The sequence below is a fragment of the Pelorhabdus sp. sgz311001 genome (assembly GCF_055901755.1).
Genome location: NZ_JBVXUT010000003.1, coordinates 208,418 through 228,088 on the forward strand (window position 1 = coordinate 208,418; position 19,671 = coordinate 228,088).

Annotated in this window: 19 protein-coding genes; 8 read left to right on the top strand and 11 right to left on the bottom strand. The window is 44.0% G+C overall.

Annotated features, from left to right (window positions below):
- The first annotated feature begins 11 nt into the window (after positions 1-11).
- Positions 12-404: a bacteriohemerythrin gene (locus AC0MXB_RS09760; RefSeq protein WP_474039479.1), complete on the top strand. Its 393-nt coding sequence runs from the start codon at positions 12-14 to the stop codon at positions 402-404.
- 76 nt (positions 405-480) lie between these two features.
- On the opposite strand, the gene AC0MXB_RS09765 is transcribed toward AC0MXB_RS09760, so the two are convergent.
- From AC0MXB_RS09765 to pdxR, 3 genes are all read right to left on the bottom strand, one after another.
- Complete coding sequence (locus tag AC0MXB_RS09765) at positions 481-984, bottom strand: hypothetical protein (RefSeq protein WP_474039480.1); 504 nt, start codon at positions 982-984, stop codon at positions 481-483.
- A 1-nt stretch (position 985) separates the two neighbouring features.
- On the bottom strand, positions 986-1,264 hold the full coding sequence (locus tag AC0MXB_RS09770; protein ID WP_474039481.1) for a hypothetical protein: 279 nt from the start codon (positions 1,262-1,264) through the stop codon (positions 986-988).
- Between the two features lie 271 nt (positions 1,265-1,535).
- Positions 1,536-3,047 (bottom strand): MocR-like pyridoxine biosynthesis transcription factor PdxR, encoded by a 1,512-nt coding sequence (pdxR, locus tag AC0MXB_RS09775; protein ID WP_474039482.1) that lies wholly within the window; start codon positions 3,045-3,047, stop codon positions 1,536-1,538.
- A gap of 129 nt (positions 3,048-3,176) precedes the next feature.
- Here pdxR and AC0MXB_RS09780 point away from each other — a divergent pair, with 129 nt between their 5' ends.
- The 5 genes from AC0MXB_RS09780 (at position 3,177) to AC0MXB_RS09800 (ending at position 7,452) form a co-directional block, all read left to right on the top strand.
- On the top strand, positions 3,177-4,364 hold the full coding sequence (locus AC0MXB_RS09780) for an aminotransferase-like domain-containing protein (RefSeq protein ID WP_474039483.1): 1,188 nt from the start codon (positions 3,177-3,179) through the stop codon (positions 4,362-4,364).
- A gap of 197 nt (positions 4,365-4,561) precedes the next feature.
- Complete coding sequence (locus AC0MXB_RS09785; RefSeq protein WP_474039741.1) at positions 4,562-5,293, top strand: amino acid ABC transporter ATP-binding protein; 732 nt, start codon at positions 4,562-4,564, stop codon at positions 5,291-5,293.
- A gap of 26 nt (positions 5,294-5,319) precedes the next feature.
- Positions 5,320-6,135 (top strand): transporter substrate-binding domain-containing protein, encoded by an 816-nt coding sequence (locus tag AC0MXB_RS09790; RefSeq protein ID WP_474039484.1) that lies wholly within the window; start codon positions 5,320-5,322, stop codon positions 6,133-6,135.
- Between the two features lies 1 nt (position 6,136).
- The gene (locus AC0MXB_RS09795; RefSeq protein WP_474039485.1) at positions 6,137-6,805 is read left to right on the top strand and encodes an amino acid ABC transporter permease; all 669 of its coding nucleotides are present in this window, start codon (positions 6,137-6,139) and stop codon (positions 6,803-6,805) included.
- The gene (locus AC0MXB_RS09800) at positions 6,802-7,452 is read left to right on the top strand and encodes an amino acid ABC transporter permease (protein WP_474039486.1); all 651 of its coding nucleotides are present in this window, start codon (positions 6,802-6,804) and stop codon (positions 7,450-7,452) included. Before AC0MXB_RS09795 ends, AC0MXB_RS09800 begins: the two co-directional genes overlap by 4 nt.
- Before the next feature lie 96 nt (positions 7,453-7,548).
- On the opposite strand, the gene AC0MXB_RS09805 is transcribed toward AC0MXB_RS09800, so the two are convergent.
- Positions 7,549-9,189 (bottom strand): PAS domain S-box protein, encoded by a 1,641-nt coding sequence (locus AC0MXB_RS09805; protein WP_474039487.1) that lies wholly within the window; start codon positions 9,187-9,189, stop codon positions 7,549-7,551.
- 248 nt (positions 9,190-9,437) lie between these two features.
- Between AC0MXB_RS09805 and AC0MXB_RS09810 the strand changes: the two genes are divergently transcribed.
- Complete coding sequence (locus AC0MXB_RS09810; RefSeq protein ID WP_474039488.1) at positions 9,438-10,550, top strand: HD domain-containing phosphohydrolase; 1,113 nt, start codon at positions 9,438-9,440, stop codon at positions 10,548-10,550.
- Between the two features lie 16 nt (positions 10,551-10,566).
- The gene (locus tag AC0MXB_RS09815; RefSeq protein ID WP_474039489.1) at positions 10,567-12,288 is read left to right on the top strand and encodes a methyl-accepting chemotaxis protein; all 1,722 of its coding nucleotides are present in this window, start codon (positions 10,567-10,569) and stop codon (positions 12,286-12,288) included.
- Positions 12,289-12,368: 80 nt separating this feature from the next.
- Here the strand turns inward: AC0MXB_RS09815 and AC0MXB_RS09820 are convergent, their stop codons facing one another.
- The 7 genes from AC0MXB_RS09820 to AC0MXB_RS09850 all read right to left on the bottom strand — a co-directional run bounded on the left by AC0MXB_RS09820 (position 12,369) and on the right by AC0MXB_RS09850 (position 19,595).
- Positions 12,369-13,445 carry a methyl-accepting chemotaxis protein gene (locus AC0MXB_RS09820; RefSeq protein WP_474039490.1) on the bottom strand — a complete coding sequence of 359 codons (1,077 nt, stop codon included), beginning with the start codon at positions 13,443-13,445 and terminating at the stop codon, positions 12,369-12,371.
- A gap of 35 nt (positions 13,446-13,480) precedes the next feature.
- Positions 13,481-14,590, bottom strand: a complete 1,110-nt coding sequence (locus AC0MXB_RS09825; RefSeq protein ID WP_474039491.1) for an FIST signal transduction protein — start codon at positions 14,588-14,590, stop codon at positions 13,481-13,483.
- Between the two features lie 31 nt (positions 14,591-14,621).
- Complete coding sequence (locus AC0MXB_RS09830) at positions 14,622-14,822, bottom strand: hypothetical protein (RefSeq protein ID WP_474039492.1); 201 nt, start codon at positions 14,820-14,822, stop codon at positions 14,622-14,624.
- Between the two features lie 167 nt (positions 14,823-14,989).
- Complete coding sequence (locus tag AC0MXB_RS09835) at positions 14,990-16,204, bottom strand: GGDEF domain-containing protein (protein WP_474039493.1); 1,215 nt, start codon at positions 16,202-16,204, stop codon at positions 14,990-14,992.
- A gap of 175 nt (positions 16,205-16,379) precedes the next feature.
- Positions 16,380-17,024: a bifunctional 2-keto-4-hydroxyglutarate aldolase/2-keto-3-deoxy-6-phosphogluconate aldolase gene (locus AC0MXB_RS09840; protein WP_474039494.1), complete on the bottom strand. Its 645-nt coding sequence runs from the start codon at positions 17,022-17,024 to the stop codon at positions 16,380-16,382.
- 51 nt (positions 17,025-17,075) lie between these two features.
- A complete protein-coding gene (locus AC0MXB_RS09845; RefSeq protein ID WP_474039495.1) occupies positions 17,076-18,032 on the bottom strand; it encodes a phosphoglycerate dehydrogenase in 957 nt (318 codons plus the stop codon).
- Between the two features lie 27 nt (positions 18,033-18,059).
- Positions 18,060-19,595: a gluconokinase gene (locus tag AC0MXB_RS09850; RefSeq protein ID WP_474039496.1), complete on the bottom strand. Its 1,536-nt coding sequence runs from the start codon at positions 19,593-19,595 to the stop codon at positions 18,060-18,062.
- Positions 19,596-19,671: the final 76 nt, after the last annotated feature.

Here is a 19,671-nt window from a genome sequence, read left to right on the forward strand (position 1 = left end):
GAGTTTTTTTTATGATTCAATGGTCTGACGAATACGCCATCGGTGTACCTGAAATTGACGAACAGCACAAACATCTTTTTGACATCGCCAACCGCATGTATGAGCTTTTACGCAATGATTTGATTCTCGATAAGTACAACGATATTATTGCGATTTTAGAAGAGCTCAAAGAGTACACCATTTATCATTTTCATGCCGAAGAAGAATACATGAAAAAGATTGGCTATCGAAAACTCCTTTCCCAAATGGCAACTCATAAGGATTTTTTAGACAAAATTGATACGATCGACCTTGATCGAATCGACAATGGCCAGAATGAGTACTTGTTAGAAATGCTAGATTTCGTCTGTGACTGGCTGGCTCAGCACATCATTAAAGAAGACAAACTCATTACAGACGATTGATTTATTTTTCTCAGAAACTAGGCAGGCCGTCGAAGCGCTTCGACGGCCTGCCTTTCTATATGATCAAACGTCTAGCTTAATGCCAGCGTCTGTTATTCCGTTCTTTTTCTGCCTTGCTTTCTTGATAGCGGTTCCAGGCGTAACGAATAGCCATGAAAACCAAACCAATAAACACAGCATTAAAGAGCATGCCAATAATATCAGACATCATGCCTGCTGAACCAAAACCAAACATATTACCAAGCATACTGCCAAGGAGCATACCGCCGCCAAAGAGACCTACATTACGCAAGAAACTGCTGCCTGTAGATTGCTGTTGAGCCGCTTGTTGCTGCGGTTTTGCCGCTGCAGCCGGTGCTTTGTCACTGTAACTGCTAGCTGGCGCCGATGGCTTGTATCCAGAACTTGTACTTTCTGAACTTTTCGGTGCAAGGGAACCTGATGAGCTAGGTGCTGGCTGAGACATGCTCGGCGAAGACTTCGGCGCAGAACTACCGCCTTTGGAACCGCCGACAGCAGCAAAACTCATAGACTGAAATGCAAACATAAACATAAATGTGATTAGTAGTAACTTTTTCATGTTATTCCTCCTTATGAGACTTTACGTCTTCGGGAAAAGTGTAAATTTCACCAAGTGTAGGTAATTCTCCCGATAAATAGCGATCAATATCATGCACATCAATATAAAAAGTGCACGCTACTTCTAAGTAGCCCTGCTCTTTTGCATTGCTAACATCACGAATTGCGAGCAGTCGTTCTCGAAGTTTTAGACATTCTTCTTCTGATGCATGAACCCCTAACGTGACCAGCGGTGTGCCATATTCGCGTAAGACATCATGCAAGGTAAGTCGTTCTGACATAAGTCATCCTCCTGTTATTTGCTAATTTTAGCTATATATAAATAAAAAGACCTCACTTATATGACTAAATCACATAAGCAAAGTCTTACCGACACGAAAAATTCATGCCAACATAGCCGAGTGCGATTGCACCGTATTGACGACTATGCTGTAAAGGTTACTCCCTCTGCACAACAATATCTTGTTGATATTGATTATAAGAGAGGCAAGCCTAAAAGTCAATACTTTTTTATTTCCATAACATATTTCTCTCCACTTATGAAAACCGTTTTCAAATCAATGGACGACTGCCGCTGCTTGTAGCTGGTTCTGTCCAAACATCACCTGATGCAAGAATTCGCCCGAGCCGCCTTACCCCTTCTCGTAAGATTTCCTCTTCATGTGAGACAAAACAAAGGCGAAATTGCTGGCTTTCGCCAATGCCAGCATAAAAGGCTTCACCAGGAACAAACGAAACGCCAGCTCTTGCAGCCCTTTGCCAAAATTCTCTGCCGGAAATGCGCGGCGCTAAAGTGCACCACAAGTAAAATCCCCCTTCCGGTATAGGAAAATCAAGAAAGCCCGCGCAATAACGCTGCAAAGCCTGAGCCATTGCATCACGACGCAGCTTATAAATAGCGCGCATTTTTTGCAGGTGCGCTTCAAAGTCGCCTGTAGCAAGATAGCTTGTTAAAACTTTCTGCGATAAATTATTGCTTTGTAAATCTACATACTGTTTTTCCTGGGCCAGCCGATTTACCACCGCAGCAGGCGCTGTTAACCAACCTATGCGCAGACCAGGAAACAGCGATTTAGAAAAAGTGCTTAAATAAATGACGCCACCATAAGTATCTAACGCTTTTAAAGATAATGGCGGCTTTTGCTCGTAATAGAGATGGCCGTAAGGATCATCTTCAACCAGAACTAAGTGATGCTTTTCTGCCAAAGCAAGCAGCGCCCGCCGTTCTTGTAATGACATAACACGTCCTGTCGGATTTTGAAAAGTAGGAATCGTATAGAAAAATTTAGGCCGATAGCGAATAAGATAATCTTCTAGCACATCAAGCCGCAATGAATCCCCTGGCGGCAGACATAAAATACGGGCCCCTGCCGACTCAAGAATTTGAATGGCGCCAAGATAGGTAGGCGATTCCACTACGACAAAATCGCGCGGTTCAATAAGCGCTTTAACAATGAGATACAGCCCTTGCTGTGATCCTGATATAATAAGAATTTCTTCATCCTCTGCCTCAATCCCATAGGATTTTTGCCAAAGCGCGAGAGCCTTACGCAGGGAAGGATAGCCTTCTGTCGGCATGTAGCCAAAATCGCTTCTATCAACAGAGTCTACAGAACTTACCAGTCCTTCCCGTAAAATATGCAAAGGATAAAAGGCCGGATCAGGCATTCCTGTGGCAAAAGAAATATGATTCCCCCCAGCAGGCATTGCCACAAGGTTGCGAATAATGGAGGATGTCGGTGTACGATACTGCGGCGTAAATAGCTGCTCCCAGGGGACAGGAGTCGTTTCTGCCATCTGCTTCGTAACAGCCGCCACATAGGTTCCACTGCCGATTTTCGTAAGGACCAATCCTCGCTCTTCTAGCAATTTATAGGCATTAATTGCCGTAGTTCGGCTTACGTTGAGCGCCTTTGCCAGTTCTCGCTCAGGCGGCAATTTATCGCCTGGCTGCAAAGTCATATTTTGGATCTTAGCCGTAAAAACATTGGCTAATTGAATATACATTGGTACAGCTCCATCGACTTGTACCGTCCAGTTGCTTAGTAAATTGGTTATATCCATAAATCCAAAACCGCCTTTTTGCTGAAATTGGTATCTTACAATATTACAATTGGATATTTACATTACTATTCCTTCCTACTATTATTAAATCACAACACTGTAAATTGCAGTCACTCTAGGAGGTATACTATGTCAATTGTTTTCTCACATGCTGTCAATTCCATGAACACGGAAGAAATTGATGACATTTTAAAACTCACGCAACGTCCTGACATTATTTCCTTTGCTGGCGGACTCCCTGCCGCCGAAGTATTTCCCGTAGAAGAAGTAGCCCATGCTACTGAAGTAATGCTGAAAGAATCGAGCGTCCAAGCCCTTCAGTACTCGTCCACCCAAGGCTTTCCTAAATTGCGCGAACAAATCGCCGCACGGCTTAATGAAAAGTTTTGCACAAAACTCAATGCTGACAATCTCCTAATTACGAGCGGCTCGCAGCAAGCTCTTGATTTTGCCGCTCGTATTTTCATTAACTCTGGCGATGTGATTTTGTGCGAAAGCCCGACTTACATGGCGGCTCTTAGCGCATTTTCGCCTTATGCGCCCAAGATTATCGGTGTTCCCACTGATGAACAAGGCATGATTCCCGAGGAATTAGAAAAAATTTTAAAAGCTACTCAAAATGTAAAATTCATCTATGTTATCCCTGATTTTCAAAATCCAACAGGGCGCACTTGGTCTGTAGAACGCCGCCACGCCCTAGTCGATTTATCCGCAAAATACAATATTCCGATTGTCGAAGACAACCCCTACGGCGAACTTCGTTTTGAAGGAACTCTGCCGCCATCCTTAAAGTCTCTCGATAAGGCAGGTCTGGTTATTTTTGTCGGCACTTTCTCCAAAATCTTCTGTCCTGGCATGCGAATTGCCTGGGTTGCCGCCGATCCGGCCATTATTGCTAAGTTTGCCACAGTCAAACAAGCAGCTGATCTTCACTCCTCGTCATTCTGTCAGTTGCAAGTTGCTAAATATCTGGAGCTTTACGATATTGAAAAACATATTGAAAAAATCATTGCCCTCTATGGCAGTCGTCGCGATATCATGTTAAAAACGATGGCAGAAACGTTCCCGGAAAATGTGACCTTTACACATCCCGAAGGAGGACTCTTCACTTGGGTTACGCTACCCAAACAGATGGATTCAAAGGACTTACTACAAGATTGCCTAGAAAATAAAGTAGCTTTTGTTCCTGGTCACATCTTCTTCCCTGATCAAAATGAACGCAATCACTTCCGCCTGAATTATTCTGGTATGCCGCCAGAAAAAATCAAGGAAGGTATCGAACGTCTTGCATCTATCATAAAAAAGCATAATAAGTGATATAAAAGTCTTACATCTAGTCTATTGAAATTTTTAGTCGTTTCGTCTATAATAGGTATACAAAATTACATTTTCGAGTCAAAGAAGACTCACTTACAGAACCGTAAGTGAGTCTTCTTGTCTTGGAGTCAATGACGACTCTTCTGCTTGCAGAAGAGTCGTTTTGTCTTTTTATGTTGCTACAGGGAGGTGATATGATGATTCTATTAGATGGGGTAGAAAAGTATTTTGGCACAAACCATGTATTAAAAAACATTCACTTAGAAGTAAAAAATGGCGAGAAGCTAGTCGTAATCGGCCCAAGTGGCTCAGGTAAAAGCACTTTAATTCGCTCGATGAACCTCTTGGAAACACCTACTTCCGGCTCCATTACCATCGACGGCGTAACAATCACCGATCCGAAAGCGCCAGTGCGCAAGGTACGAGAATCTGTAGCCATGGTATTTCAACAATTCAATTTGTATCCGCATAAAACCGTTTTAGAAAATCTGACGCTAGCGCCAACTTTGATCAAAGGAATCAGCAAGGAAGAGGCAACAGAAACAGGTCTCGATTTTCTCGATCGCGTTGGCTTGAAAGAAAAGGCTTCTGCTTATCCATCACAGCTTTCCGGCGGTCAGCAGCAGCGTGTAGCAATCGCCCGCGCCCTCAACATGAGGCCCCAGATTATGTTGTTTGACGAACCCACGTCCGCTCTTGATCCTGAAATGATTCAGGAAGTACTTGATGTAATGATTGATTTAGCCAAAGAAGGCATTACGATGGTTGTAGTAACCCACGAAATGGGTTTTGCTCGTCAAGTAGCCGACCGCGTTATTTTTATGGATGGCGGGCAAATCTTAGAAGAAGGCAATCCTGAGCATTTCTTTACAGAGCCACAGCACGAACGAACTCAACTATTTTTGAGCCGAATCTTACGTTCACATTAAAATCTATTTTACAGGAGGAAAGCATAATGAAAAAAGGCTGGACGCTACTAGCATCTATTATGGTTATGGGAGCATTATTTTTAGGCGGCTGCGGCGGTAGTACGCCAAGTGCAAAATCTGATTCTTCTGGAACGCCTGCTGATATCAAGGCGATTAAAGATCGCGGCGTATTAAAAGTCGGCGTCAAGGTAGACGTACCAAAATTCGGCTTTAAAAATCCGCAAACGAATCAAATTGAAGGCATGGAAATTGACCTAGCCAAAGCGATCGCCAAAAAAGTTCTCGGTGATGAATCCAAGGTAGAATTCCAAGGCGTAACGGCAAAAACACGGGGCCCGCTCCTCGATAACGGCGAAGTAGATCTTGATATCTGTACCTTTACGATTACGGAAGAACGCAAAAAGAGCTATAATTTCTCGGATCCCTACTTCACTGACGGCGTCGGCATTATGGTTAAAAAAGCTTCTGGTATTCAAACGCTAAAAGATCTAAATGGTAAAAAAATCGGTGTAGCTCAAAGTGCGACTTCCAAACAAGCTGTACAAGAAGCAGCCGAAAAACAAGGTGCGAAAGTCTCCTTCTTAGAATTTGGTACCTATCCTGAAATTAAATCGGCTCTTGATGCTGGCCGCGTCGACGCCTTCTCGGTCGACGGCTCCATTCTTTTTGGCTATCTTGATGATTCCACGTTGATTCTGCCTGATCGTTTCAGTCCTCAGGAATACGGCGTTGCTTCGAAGAAAGGCAATGACGCTCTAGCCAAGCTTGTCAATGATACCATTGCGGATATGAAAAAATCCGGCGAGCTTGATAAACTGATTCAAAAATGGGGCATTAAATAAAATGGGTCCCTTTGCCGCCTTTAAATGGGCTGCCGTCTTACGCGACTGGCCCATCTTCGCCGAAGGATTCGCTATGACTATCGCTTTGTCGCTGCTGGCTCTGCTTCTGTCACTAGCGCTTGGCATTTTCTTCGGCGTCTTGGGCGCAGCGCAAGGCAAATCAGTCCGTGTCATCAATCGAATCTACGTGGAAGCCATTCAAAATACACCGCTTGTCATTCAAATCTTTTTCCTCTATCACGCGCTGCCTCACCTTGGCATTATGCTGCCAATTTTCTCGGTAGGCGTCTTCGGCGTTGGCGTCTATCACGGCGCCTATGTGGCCGAAGTGGTCCGGGCTGGCATTCAAGCTATTCCGCGCGGTCAGTTGGAAGCAGCGCTTTCACAAGGCTTTTCTTATTGGAGCGCTATGCGCTATATTATTCTGCCGCAAGCTAAACGGATTTCCCTGCCGCCCTTAACCAACCAAGCTGTGAGCCTGATTAAAAACACATCCGTTCTGGCCATGGTAGCCGGTGGTGATCTCATGTATCAAGCTGATTCCTGGGCTAGTAACAATTTATACTATGGACCGGCTTATGTAATAACAGCCATCCTCTATCTTCTTCTCTGCCTGCCGCTAGCTCGCTATGCTCGCCGTCTGGAGAAAAAACTGGAGGTGTCTTTATGATCCAAGAGCTTCTACAACCACAGTTTTTTCTATTCCTTGGTCAAGGCCTCTTGACGACTCTCTATATCGCCCTAGGCTCGATTGTCCTTAGTATGATTTTCGGCACTATCCTCGGCGTAGCCCGATTTAGCGATCAGCCGCTTTTAACAAGGTTAGCCGCTCTCTACATCGAAACAGTACGCAATACGCCGCTATTGCTCTTTATTTTAGCCGCGCGATTTATGACAAATCTCCCGCCAATTTATGCGGGCATTGCCGCTATGACTGTCTTTACATCAGCTATTATTGCTGAAATCGTCCGTGGCGGTTTAAACTCCTTGCCGCGCGGTCAATGGGAGGCAGCCAAATCTCAAGGATTCACTTATTGGCAAACCATGCTCTATATCATCTTGCCGCAAGCCTTGCGTAATATGATTCCGCCGCTTGTATCGCAATGCACAACAGTCATCAAAGATACTTCCTTTGTATGGGCTGTTGGTATTGAAGAACTTACCGGTAAAGGCATGATTATTATGGGGCAATATGGTTCTACTGCCCAGGTTTTTGCCATCTTCGGCTTAATTGCCGCCACCTACTTTATCTTAAACTATTCCTTATCACTCGCTGCCAGAAGCTATCAAAGAAGACTGCTTTGTCGTAGCTTCTAAGGCAAAGTACTGCAATATATTTAGATCCTGCTAAAAAAGGATGCCGTACTGAAACACAAGTACGACATCCTTTTTTTCTGTCTTTTTAGTGATCTATTAAGGTTCATCAAGAGTCCAGCAATTCCGCCGAACTGCTACTTGAAATAATTTCAACGCCATCGCTAAGGTAATCCGCGTTTCAAAAGACTCTAGCGACACACCGAGAATTTCCTCAATCCGTTTTTTACGAAAAATGATCGTTTGATGATGCACAAAAGATTGTTCCGCCACAATTTTGAGGTTTTCATTTTGCAGTATTTTTTCTAAGGTATCAAGAAATTGACTGCCTTTTTTCTTATCATATTCAAGCAGTTTGCCAATATTACGCCAAATAAATGCTTTAACCCGTTCTTCTTCTGATAAAGACGGTAGAATTTGCAAAACGCCTAAATTCAAATAGTGATGAATCGCCGTTTCCGGTTCTACTAAATCGCCCAGGTAAGCGGCATCACAAGCCTGACTATAAGCGGCACTTATACTAGAAAAAGAATCCTCAAAAAACTCCGCTAAACCAATGGAGACCTGGGCTGTAGGAAAATGAGACTTTACGATCTGATAAACTGACTCAGCAAAATCGATACTTTGCTGCTTACTATTTTGACAATTCGCCTTCACTGGCAGTAACAAGCCGATCCCGTCTTTTGCTTCCCACACAATGGCGTCTAAGTCGCGTTCTAATACTTCCACTAACGAATCTAATAAATATTGGAAATCAGTTCGATGTTCCTGCCAATAGGTAATCGGCTTATCCTCCCATTGTTCCACCAGCAGAGCTTGACAGACAAAAGACTGCGCTAAATTGAGCTTAACCTGCCACGCTTGATCTAAAAGAGTTTGCGAGGGCTGCAGTTTCCCTTCTACTAGCCCATTAAGCAGTTCCTGTTGACGCCGCTTTTCATAAGAAAGTTGTAAGAACTTTTTCGTGCGGCTCTGTTCGGTAATATCACTGGCCATGCATGCAACAGTGCGCTTCTCACCGCAACAATAGGTCATGGGTGCAAAGCGAAAGCGAAAAATCCGCCTGCCTTGCTGCGTATGAAGTTCAAACTCGCCAAACTGCAGCGTCTGATAGTCTAGAACATAGCGAACATTCTCATGCATTTTTCTCGCTGCCACAGAAGGCATAAAATCCGATAAATTTTTACCCGAAAGATGCTGCGTTTCATCATTGCCAAAAAAAACATGATTGCCCACAAACTCAACAATCTTCCCCATTTCGTCAATGATAAAACCCATATCTGGCATAGCCTGCATAAATTCACGTAGCCGCACTGCTTCTTCCCGGTACATATCTGAGGTCTCTTGGAGTTTAGTAACGTCAAAAACGGTACCAATAAATTTCAATGGATGATTCTTCTGATCTATTAAAATTGTTCCTCGCCACAATAAAACTTGTATTGTTCCATCACTGCGACGAATCCGAAATTCCTGGCAGATCGGTGCATGGTCATGTAAAATACGCCAGAAAGTTTTCCTTACCTTCGCTCTATCGCCAATAACTACTTTAGCAAAAAAATCAGCAACGCCGCTCTGAGAAAACCCTTCAGCACTTATTTCAAACAACGCTAACAACCCTTCGGTACACAGTAGCTCTTTTGTCTGTAAGTTCCACTCCCAACTGCCGCTGCGGCCAAATCGCTGCGCTTCAATGAGATGGCTGCTAGGGCAGGATTCACTCATTCCTACTCTTTTCTTCATCGTAGCGACCTCCACAAACCTGACTTCTTATCTTTATCGTATCCACGTCGAATCTAGCATCATAAGCAAGCTCTTATAATCGCAATATAATAAACGAGCTATGTTTTCATATAGTGAAGCTAATGTTTCCCGATAACGGATTTGCTATAATTGAGCTTGTGAATTAAGCTTGTGAATTAATTCGTTATATTGCCCCATATTCCCTGCAGATGCAAAAACGCTCTGCCCTAAAGAGGAAGGAGGCCACCATGGAAAACGGCAAACCAGTCATTTTAATTCTTGATAGCCCTATGGCCAATTTAGAACTTACGCAACTTTTACTCAAAAATCATTATAAGGTAAAAATCACGGATACTGCCGAAACGGCTTTAACGATTGCAACAGCGTCACCGCCTGATCTCATTTTAATTTCCTTAACAAATCCCGCCTTTTCAGGCTTTGATATATGCCGCCGTATGAAAGCGTTACCAGCTTTAATACGAATTCCACTGATTTTCCTTACAAATCAGAGCGATTTTACCAACATTGCTGAAGGCTTGGCCCTAGGCGCTGTCGACTACATTGCGAAACCCTTTGATCCGGCCTTATTTCTCACTCGCATTCGCACCCACATTACGTTAAAACAAACCCAAGATTTCCTAAAAGATAAAAACAATTATCTGGAAACAGAAATTTCGCAGCGTATCAAGGAAATGGCCGCCTTACAAGAAATCACGATTGTTGCCATGGCCTCGCTGGCGGAAACGCGCGATCATGAAACAACGGGTCATATCCAAAGAGTTTCCGAATACATCCGCGAACTCGCCCTTGAGTTGAGACCGCATAAACGCTTTCGCCATAACTTAACGCCAGAAACAATCCGGCTGCTCGTCAAATCAGCCCCGCTCCATGATATCGGTAAGATCGGCATACCAGATCGTATTCTATTAAAACCGAGCGCTTTAGCGCCAGAAGAATTTGAGATCATAAAAACGCATACGCAAATCGGCCGTCAAGCAATTGATCGAGCCGAAGCCGTGTTAGGCATGTCAGATCCTTTACTTGACAAAGCCAAAGAAATTGCTTACTTCCATCATGAAAAATGGAATGGCGCCGGTTATCCCGAAGGACTGTCTGGTGATAAAATTCCCCTTTCAGCCCGATTAATGGCTGTAGCCGATGTCTATGATGCGCTCACAAGTAAACGGATTTATAAAGAACCTGTTTCCCATGAAACAGCGGTCCAAGAAATCGTTGCCGAAAGCGGCAAGCACTTCGACCCAGATATTGTAGCCGCTTTTTTATCTCGGTCCCATCGCTTTGAGGAGATTTCTCAAATACTTCACGATACTCCTACACAACAAGCAGAAATGACCCACTAATTTGAGGAGGCTCCTTATGAATTGGCTTAATAATTTAAAAGTAGCAAAAAAATTGTTTTTACTTATTATCGTTGCCGTATTTGCCCTAGCTGCCGTCGGCTATACAGGATTTTACTATTTGGCAAAGGCCAAGCAGGACATGACTATCATGTACAATGAACGAATGCTGCCAAACGAATGGCTCAGCGATAGCCGTACCCATGCACGAGCGATTTCCGCCGATATTTTTATGATGATGTTGATAAAAGATCCAGCGGAAACACAAAAATTAATGGCCGATATTAAAACGCGGGCAGAAGCATTTAACCAAAATCTAAAAAAATATGAACAACTAAAACTCACCTCCTTTGAAACAGGAAAACTGCAAGAACTCCACACGAATCTTGATAAATACCGCAGCGCTAGGGAACAGGTCATCGCCTTAGCTGCCCAAAACCAAGATGAAGTAGCGCTTGCTCTCTATAATCGTGATGTTCGTCCCGCCGCTGAAGCCTTTATGCAGAATCTAATTGAACTTGGCGAATTCAACGAGAAAGCAGCCGATGCCATTAATAAACAAACCGAAGCAAATTTTACCGCTGCTATGATACTATTTGTCGGAATCATTGCTGGCTCACTGCTGATTGTCTGTCTCCTCGGCTGGATCATTACGAAACGCATTGCCAAACGTTTAAATGATTTTGTCGTATTTTTAGGGGAATTAGCCAAAGGGAATTTTGCTCTCAGTGTCTCTGAAGCCAGCTTGCGCGATCAGAGCGAATTTGGTACAGTATCTCACTCCATTGATGTTCTGAGCAAAAATGTACGAGCCTTAATTAAACAACTCTCGCAAACAGCAGAACAACTTGCCGCTTCTTCCGAACAACTAACAGCCAATGCAGAACAATCCGCCCAAACAGCAACTGATGCGGCAGGCACCGTGGCCGAAGTAGCCCACGCAGCTGCCACACAGCTTGATTTAGCCCACAAGGCCACAAGTTCTGTCAACGCCATGTCCCAACAAATTACGCAAGTAGCTGCCAATGCGCATACGGTTTCCGGCACAGCAGTCAAAACACAGGAAACGGCCAATGCTGGCGAACAGGCTGTTACAAAAGCAGTCAGTCAAATGGCACTGATCGAACAAAAAACGAAAGATACGGCCATGGTAATCGGCGAACTCGAATCCCACTCGAAAGAAATTGGCCAAATTGTTGAAGTCATCGCCAATATTTCCGGTCAAACCAATCTTCTAGCTTTAAACGCAGCCATCGAGGCCGCTAGAGCAGGTGAAGCAGGCAAAGGCTTTGCTGTCGTAGCGGAAGAGGTGCGCAAATTGGCGGAGCAATCGCAGGAAGCGGCCAAACAAATCACTAGTTTAATTCATGATGTACGGGAAAAAACCAACAATGCCGTTCTCTTTATGAATGAAGGCCAAAAAGAAGTAGCAGCTGGAACTACAATTGTAGCGACAGCGGGACAAAATTTTCAACAAATCCTCCAAATGGTTCACAATATTTCCCAGGAAATTCATGAGATTTCTACAATAATCGAACATCTTCATCAAGGCAGTAGCGACGTAGTTACTTCGGTACAATCTATCGATAAACAAAGCCAACACGCTGCTGACCAAACGCAGCTCATCTCTGCCGCTACAGAAGAACAATCCGCTTCAATTGAAGAAATTGCCGCTTCGAGTCAGCATTTAGCCAAAATGGCGGAAGAATTACAATCAGCAATTCGCAAATTTCAGATATAAAGCACTTACCATAAACTATTTGACCGAAAAAAAGTCGCAGCCATATTGGCGCGACTTTTTTATTTACTACTAAGCGATCGCTACGATACAGTCCCATTCTCTTCACTTTGAATATATTCGTCAAGATCTTGCATAACTGTAATGATATTACTGATGCTATCCGTAATTTTCATCACTTCAGTTGACGTTTGTTCGGTCGCTGCAATTCCTTGTCCCGCACTCTCTGATGCTTCGCTGACTACTTTTGTCACATTGCCAACAATAACCGTAAGACGATCGGCAATGTCAGACTGTCGGGAAGCGACTTTAACAATTTCACCAGAACTAGCCACAACGCGTTGCACTTTATCATGAATTTTTTCAAATTCCTGACCAGACGCTGTCACTTCGCTCATACCGGTTTCCGCTTCTTGTCTGCTCTCATTCGAAGCTACAATGACAGAAGCAGTCTGATCAAGTACTTGCTTCACTAGCGCTGTTACCTTTTGCGCTCGATCATTGGACTGCTCCGCCAATTTCCTTACTTCATCGGCAACAACGGCAAAACCACGCCCCGCTTCACCAGCCCGAGCCGCTTCAATGGCAGCATTTAGCGCCAATAAATTCGTCTGCCCGGCAATTTCTGTGATTGCGTCACTAATCGCACCAATTTCCTTCGAATATTGATTTAATGTGTCTAGGAGTGATTCGACATGAGCGGTTTTCCCCTGTATATTTTGCATCCGCACTATGGCCTTATTCATTGTGGTAAGACCCGATTCCGTCACCTGCAAAGTCGCCGCCGCATTGGCTGAGCCTTCTTGCGCCTGCGTTTCGGCGGCATGAACTAACTGAGTCAATTCATTCATGATTTTTTCGGCTTCACGAAGCTGCTGTGATCCTTTCTTCGCTTCACCAGCAAGGTGTTTCGTTGATTCATTCACCTCTATGGCATTGATCATAACCTGCTCACTTGAGTCAAGAATGATCTCTGCTGTCGCACGCATCTGATCCATATGGCCTTTTGTTGTTCGAACACAGCGGTTATTTTGTTCATTCCATGTAATCTCTGTCGATGAAATAGAAGAAACTACTTTGCGATTTTTCCCCCAAAATACAGCTCCAGCAACGACAATCAGGCAGATAACGCCTAGAAGTAGTATCGTCATAAAATCCATCGCGTTCACCTCCCCAAGAGCAGCTCATTAGCAAGCTATTTCATAAACAACAGCATCGTTGCCGTTTGATTAATATGACCGATATAGGCTTCACCGTAAGTACTAAACCCGATTGTTGGTATATTCGTAAAAATCTGACCATATTTATCCATTCGCCCTTCACTTTCCAATTGCAAGGTCCGCAAAATGCAATTAAAGTTCAGTATAGCCAGAATTTCGCCTTTATCTTGCTGCTTTTCTTTAATAACGCGTGTCGTATCGGCAATAATATCAGTCGATTCTAACACCGACATTTCCATGCCTTCTTTTACATTGCAATAAAAAACGATAGAGCCATTGTTAACTTGTTGTGGGCTGCGTACATAAGGTTCATCGCCAACCATAAGACCTAAGGGACGACGCATAAAGGACTGATCCGCCATCACTTGCGGCTGTCCGACAGCTTCTGCATAAGCTTGAATGGCTGGTTTATGATCAAATTCCATAACGACTCGTTTTTCTTCATCCACTTTAGTCGCAATCAGTTTCGTACCAGTCTCATAAAAACTTTGTGTTTTTATGAAATCAAAAGAAGCTTTCGGTTTCATCAGTACAAGCAATGCCGCATCTGTATAGGCACGCCCATTGGCAAACACATAGGTACTGGCAAATTTCAAGTCGTCGCCAGCCGAACCGCCAATAAACGTAACATTCGTAATATTGCCGATAGAGTCCATAATTTTCTCTTCCGCACGGCTAAGTCCATCGCAAATTACAAGCCCTACATATTTTTCAGGATCGAATTCAATGGCAGGCATACCATAATGTGTACTAAATGCCGCAAAAGCATCAGCTACATGATCTTCCGTACTGATTTCCGGCACAATTTCCACTTGAATATCTTCTAATATGTCTGCTGAAAATCCCATTGCTACAAGAGCGCCTTTTGTCATCTTACCGCTAATAATTTCACCAGAGGTCGTGCAGCCAAAAACAGTAGCATCATGAAAAGCATCCTGCATCGCCGCAGAAATTTCTTGCGGATCATAATTCGAGGAAGCAAAATAAATCACCACTTTAGGAGCCTTCTCTATTAGCTGGCCTTTAATAGCCTGCACTGCCATTTTCGGTACTTTCTGATCAGAAATTGCGGTCATTACTGTCATGTTTTTTCCTCCTCTCAATATAGAAAACAATTTATAGGGTAACGCCAAGTTCTTTCGCTACTTGCGTCAGCTTAGCAAGAACAGCCGGATCATCCGGCGAATTAACGGTATACTGATCGGGATTGATCCCTTTTAGGACAAGCTTTGTTTTTGTGATTTTTTCCATCGTGGGATTGCCGCTGGCGCGCTGCGCAATAATCTTATCACACATACTTTTAATCTGACCTGCCAATATCAACGCCTCCTTATTTTTTTGGCTCTGCTTTAGTTTTGTATAAATCTATTTCTTGTTATTTTCGTCAAAAAGCGACCTTATCCTGCTGTTTTATTACAAATAATCACATTTTATTTGTAATTTTCCTGATAAAAAAACAGGCTGACTCGTCAGCCTGCTGTAAATTATTGTCGTACACAGTTACGCCCTGCTTCTTTTGCTCGATATAAAGCTGTATCAGCCGCTTTTAGGACTGTCTCCACTTTCTCTTTATGATTTTTGGCCTGCGCAACCCCCATGCTTACAGTTACATTGAGTTTTTTCCCGGTTCCTTTCCGCTTGTTTTTTCCTGTTGAAACAACAAAGGACCGTTTCGCAATAGCCTCGCGAACCTCTTCTAGTATCGGCAAGGCTTCTTCTAGCGTTTTACCAGGAAACAGAACCGTAAACTCCTCGCCGCCATAACGAAAAAACCGCGCCTTAGAGCAATTTCTCATAACACTAGCAATCAGTCGCAACACATCGTCACCCGCATCGTGCCCATAAGTATCATTAAATTTCTTGAAAAAATCAACATCTACCATAGCAATCGTATAGACGCCTTCTAATTTTTGCAAAGTTTCATTAAGCGAACGCCTGGCAGGAAGCCCCGTTAATTCATCCATATAGGCTTTATAATAGTAATCTTGAATTACGGCAACAATAATGCTAAGGGCGGCGCCAGTATAAAAAAGCGGCACAGCTTGCGCGTTCTGAAAGAAATGCTGTCCGCAAACCACCAGAGCTAGCGCGCCAAAAAAGGCGGCATTAAAGTAAAGACTCGCTTGACGCCGCTGAAAAAAGAGCAAGAGAAAAGCGACAAAAAAAGTAATGAGTGCAAGATCTGAAAGGGGTGTTCCGGCAAAAGCAGCGATTGTTTTCCCGCCAATAGCGGCAGCAAATTCCCGATCATTCGATAAAAGCACTTCCGCACCGAAAAAGAGTTCTAACAGCAATAGCAAAATATATTTTCTACCGCGACTTGATAATACCCCGCGTTCGGCAGCTACTGAAAAAAAGGCAAAATTCAATGGCACTAGAAAACTCACTAAAGGGTAAGCCGCCTGTATATTCATGGCCCATTCAGCAATTGTTAACACAACTAGCAGAAAGAACGATCGACTACGGCTAAAAACAGCCGTAATCGTCATGCCAAAACACAAAGTACCATAAGATAAAATCGGCCACGCTTCCCAAATCCCCGCACTCAGCAAATCTCGCTGATAATAAATAAAAAGAATCCCGAAAAAAATAAGCAGCGAGGGACTCGTTAAAGCTGCCAGCAGCTTATGAAGCGCCAACTGCCTTAAACGAACTAAAACTTGTTTTCTATCCACTTTCGCGGCACGTTTTTTAGCCATACCTACCCTCCCTGACAACTTGGCAAGACGACGTGTATACTTCGCTATAGAAAACAAAGGCTCCTGCCTGTTATCGCCTTAAACCGGCTATAAAACGACAAAAATAAAAATAAAGGAGCAAAAGTCCTGCTTTTGCTCCTCATAGTAACGCCATTAAAAGTAATTTTATGAATTTTTATGCTCTAGCCTGTTTTACTTTTTCAATCAGATCTTTCGCCCGAGCAGTAATGCCAGCATAGTCACCAGTTGCGGCAGGACCAGTCAATGCACCGCCAGCGCCTACGGCAACAGCACCTGCTTTGATCCATTCCCCGACATTATTGGCATCTACGCCGCCTGTTGGCATAAGGTTAATATGCGGCAAGGGACCACGGAGTGCCTTAATAATTTTAGGTCCAAACAATTCGCCAGGAAATACTTTAATAATGTCAGCACCGGCTTCCATAGCTTCAACAGCGTCACGAACCGTAACGGCGCCTGGCATAATGGGGATTTGATAGCGATTGCATAATTTAATAGCTTCTAAATTTAAGCCCGGCGTAACAACATAACGAGCTCCGCTCAAAATAGCAATACGAGCTGTTTCCGGATCTAGCACCGTACCAGCGCCAAGAATAATTTCATCTTCACTGTATGTTGCCGCTAATTCTTCCATAACGCGGTGCGCACCAGGCACCGTAAAGGTCATTTCAATGGCATTTACGCCGCCAGCCAGACAAGCTTCCGTAATCCGTTTCGCTTGATCGGCATTCGCTGCCCGCACAACAGCAACCACACCTGTATCAGTAATTTTCTTTACAACTAAATGTTTTTTTAACATAATAAATCCTCCCTTTTGCTTGTTACTCGAGACATTGTCCGATAAGCTTTATTACTGCGAAACAGGATACCGCGGCGTTTCGCCGTTTAAAACACGGACAACTTCTTCTGCCGCCGTTACACTGCAACGAATAACAGCTTCTTTCGTATAGGCGCCGCAATGAGGCGTAATAATCACATTAGGCAGCGAAAGCAGCGGATGATCTTCTCCCGGCGGCTCTTGAATCATAGCATCAGCCCCGTAACCGGCAATTTGATTTGCCTTTAACGCTTCATACAAATCTTGCTCCACAATTAAATCGCCTCTAGCGGTATTGATCAAAATCGCTGTCGGTTTCATTTCGGCAATGGTAGCCGCTTGAATCATACCCTTGGTCTCTGGCGTTGCTGGTACATGCAGAGAAATAAAATCAGCTTGTTCATAGATCTCATCTAAAGATACATACTTGGCACCATAAAGATCAATCAACTCTTGTTTTTGCCATAAATCAAAAGCAAGTATCTTCATACCAAAGGCATGAGCTCGTTTAATCACTTCGCTGCCAATACTACCTGTTCCGACAATTCCTAAGGTTTTACCATAAAGCTCACAGCCCATTACGCGCTGCCAGCCGCCTTCATGAACTTCTTCATTTTGCAGACAAACATGGCGCGCTGTGCCTAGCATCAGAGCAAAGACAAGCTCACAAACAGAAATCGTATTCGTTCCCGGCGCTAAAGTAACAGCAATGCCCCGTTCCTTGGCCGCAGCTACCGCAACCTTGTTATAGCCTACACCGTTTCTGGCAACAACTTTTAAGGTTGGTGCGCCAGCAGCAAGCACCTTTTCAGAAACTTCATCAAGACCGACAATAGCCGCATCAACGCCTTGAATAATTTCTGTCATATCGTCTTCGCCCCAAGGGCCGCTACCTGTTCTTACAATCACTTCATGGCCTGCTGCTGTTAAAAGATCGCGTCCTTCTTGGCAGTTTGCCACAGATCGAGCTGTAATTACTACTCTTGCCATGTTAAGGTCCCCCTTGTATCCAAACACCTAGCCGTTTTTCTGGAAATTCGCAATATCAGTGAACTCTTTTTGCAAATTCCAGTAAACGCGCTCATAAATGTCATAGAGTTTCTTATATTGGTTAGCCGCTTCCAAACGCGGCTCATAAGATTTCGTAACCGTTACAAAATCGGCTGTTGCCGATATATCAGGTAAAATCCCTGCTGCAACAAAACCAAGTACTGCAGCACCGAAAGCGGCGCCTTCATTCACGCTAGGAACATTGACTTTTTGATTGAAAATATCTGATAAAATTTGCAGCCATAATGGCGACTTTATGAAGCTACCGCTGACGCGGATATCTTGAGCTGGACCGACCACTTCCGACAGAGCTTCTAAGATGCTATGCATCCGAAAGCAGATTCCTTCTAGCGTCGCTCTAGCAATATGACTTTTTGTATGATTCAACGTAAGTCCAAACAGCGTAGCTCTCACATCGCTATTCCAGTTTGGCGCTCGTTCGCCCGCAAAAAACGGCAGTAACAAGAGTCCCTCAGCGCCGGCAGGAATTTTCGCTGCTTCCGCTGTCATTAAATCATAAGCATCGACACCCAGTTTTTCTGCAAGCTCAATATCCTTTTGGGCCAGTTGGTCCCGTACCCAACGTAAAGCAATCCCGCCATTATTAATAGCGCCGCCTAATACCCATACCTGATCTGTCAAATTATAGCACCAGGTGCGACCTTTTGGGTCAGTCAATGGTTTTTCATGAAGCATCCGGACAGCGCCGCTCGTTCCGATTGTCGCACTAATTTGGCCCGGCCGAACAGCGCCAATTCCTACGTTTACGAGCACGCCATCACCAGCGCCAATTACAACAGGAATACCACTAGGCAATCCTAACCGTATAGCCGTTTCTTTGTTCAACTTCTGAGTATACGTCGTAGATACAACAGGCGGCATATTCGCCTCAGAGACTTTTAAGTAGGCCAAAACCTCTTTATCCCACTCTAGCGCCTGTAGATTATACAGACCAGAACCACTGGCAATGGATCGATCTACAACCCACTCGCCTGTAAAGATCTTAAAGATATAGTCTTTGATCGAACCAAAAAAAGCCGCCTCCTGAAACAGGGTCGGCTTTTCCTGACGTAGCCAAGCAATTTTAGTTGCCGGGTACATAGGATGAGTCGGACAGCCTGTACGCCGATATACTTCTAATAATTCAGACCGCGTTTTCTTCCATTCACTCACAATTTTAGAACTGCGGTTGTCGGCCCAAGTCATCAACTTGGTAATCGGTCTACCTGTTTTATCGTAAGCTAAAAAACTATGAAAAACAGAACTAAAAGCAATCCCATCAGCTTGACGACCTTGTGCAGCTAAAGTAGCTGCCACACTCCGAATTACATGGGCCGTAGCACCGACAATTTCATCAGGATCTTGTTCCGCCCACTCGGGATACGGTGTGTACAGAGGATACTGCTTATCAGCCGAACCTAAGCAATTTCCATTCGGCTCATAAGCGACAGCTCTGACGCCGGTTGTTCCAATATCAATTCCCAGCCAAACTGTTGAATTCATTTTTCTCATCCTTTCACACATAACAAAACTAGGTGAAAAAATCCTGACTGCCAGATAAGAAAACTATCTGACAGTC

What these genes read in the sequence shown, in the direction of transcription:
- AC0MXB_RS09795 (WP_474039485.1), top strand. Translation starts at nt 6,137, where the DNA reads ATGGGTCCCTTTGCCGCCTTTAAATGGGCTGCCGTCTTACGCGACTGG.
- AC0MXB_RS09835 (WP_474039493.1), bottom strand. Translation starts at nt 16,204, where the DNA reads ATGGCTAAAAAACGTGCCGCGAAAGTGGATAGAAAACAAGTTTTAGTT.
- AC0MXB_RS09805 (WP_474039487.1), bottom strand. Translation starts at nt 9,189, where the DNA reads ATGAAGAAAAGAGTAGGAATGAGTGAATCCTGCCCTAGCAGCCATCTC.
- AC0MXB_RS09760 (WP_474039479.1), top strand. Translation starts at nt 12, where the DNA reads ATGATTCAATGGTCTGACGAATACGCCATCGGTGTACCTGAAATTGAC.
- AC0MXB_RS09765 (WP_474039480.1), bottom strand. Translation starts at nt 984, where the DNA reads ATGAAAAAGTTACTACTAATCACATTTATGTTTATGTTTGCATTTCAG.
- AC0MXB_RS09810 (WP_474039488.1), top strand. Translation starts at nt 9,438, where the DNA reads ATGGAAAACGGCAAACCAGTCATTTTAATTCTTGATAGCCCTATGGCC.
- AC0MXB_RS09850 (WP_474039496.1), bottom strand. Translation starts at nt 19,595, where the DNA reads ATGAATTCAACAGTTTGGCTGGGAATTGATATTGGAACAACCGGCGTC.
- pdxR (WP_474039482.1), bottom strand. Translation starts at nt 3,047, where the DNA reads ATGGATATAACCAATTTACTAAGCAACTGGACGGTACAAGTCGATGGA.
- AC0MXB_RS09825 (WP_474039491.1), bottom strand. Translation starts at nt 14,590, where the DNA reads ATGACAGTAATGACCGCAATTTCTGATCAGAAAGTACCGAAAATGGCA.
- AC0MXB_RS09790 (WP_474039484.1), top strand. Translation starts at nt 5,320, where the DNA reads ATGAAAAAAGGCTGGACGCTACTAGCATCTATTATGGTTATGGGAGCA.
- AC0MXB_RS09770 (WP_474039481.1), bottom strand. Translation starts at nt 1,264, where the DNA reads ATGTCAGAACGACTTACCTTGCATGATGTCTTACGCGAATATGGCACA.
- AC0MXB_RS09785 (WP_474039741.1), top strand. Translation starts at nt 4,562, where the DNA reads ATGATTCTATTAGATGGGGTAGAAAAGTATTTTGGCACAAACCATGTA.
- AC0MXB_RS09820 (WP_474039490.1), bottom strand. Translation starts at nt 13,445, where the DNA reads ATGGATTTTATGACGATACTACTTCTAGGCGTTATCTGCCTGATTGTC.
- AC0MXB_RS09800 (WP_474039486.1), top strand. Translation starts at nt 6,802, where the DNA reads ATGATCCAAGAGCTTCTACAACCACAGTTTTTTCTATTCCTTGGTCAA.
- AC0MXB_RS09815 (WP_474039489.1), top strand. Translation starts at nt 10,567, where the DNA reads ATGAATTGGCTTAATAATTTAAAAGTAGCAAAAAAATTGTTTTTACTT.
- AC0MXB_RS09845 (WP_474039495.1), bottom strand. Translation starts at nt 18,032, where the DNA reads ATGGCAAGAGTAGTAATTACAGCTCGATCTGTGGCAAACTGCCAAGAA.
- AC0MXB_RS09840 (WP_474039494.1), bottom strand. Translation starts at nt 17,024, where the DNA reads ATGTTAAAAAAACATTTAGTTGTAAAGAAAATTACTGATACAGGTGTG.
- AC0MXB_RS09780 (WP_474039483.1), top strand. Translation starts at nt 3,177, where the DNA reads ATGTCAATTGTTTTCTCACATGCTGTCAATTCCATGAACACGGAAGAA.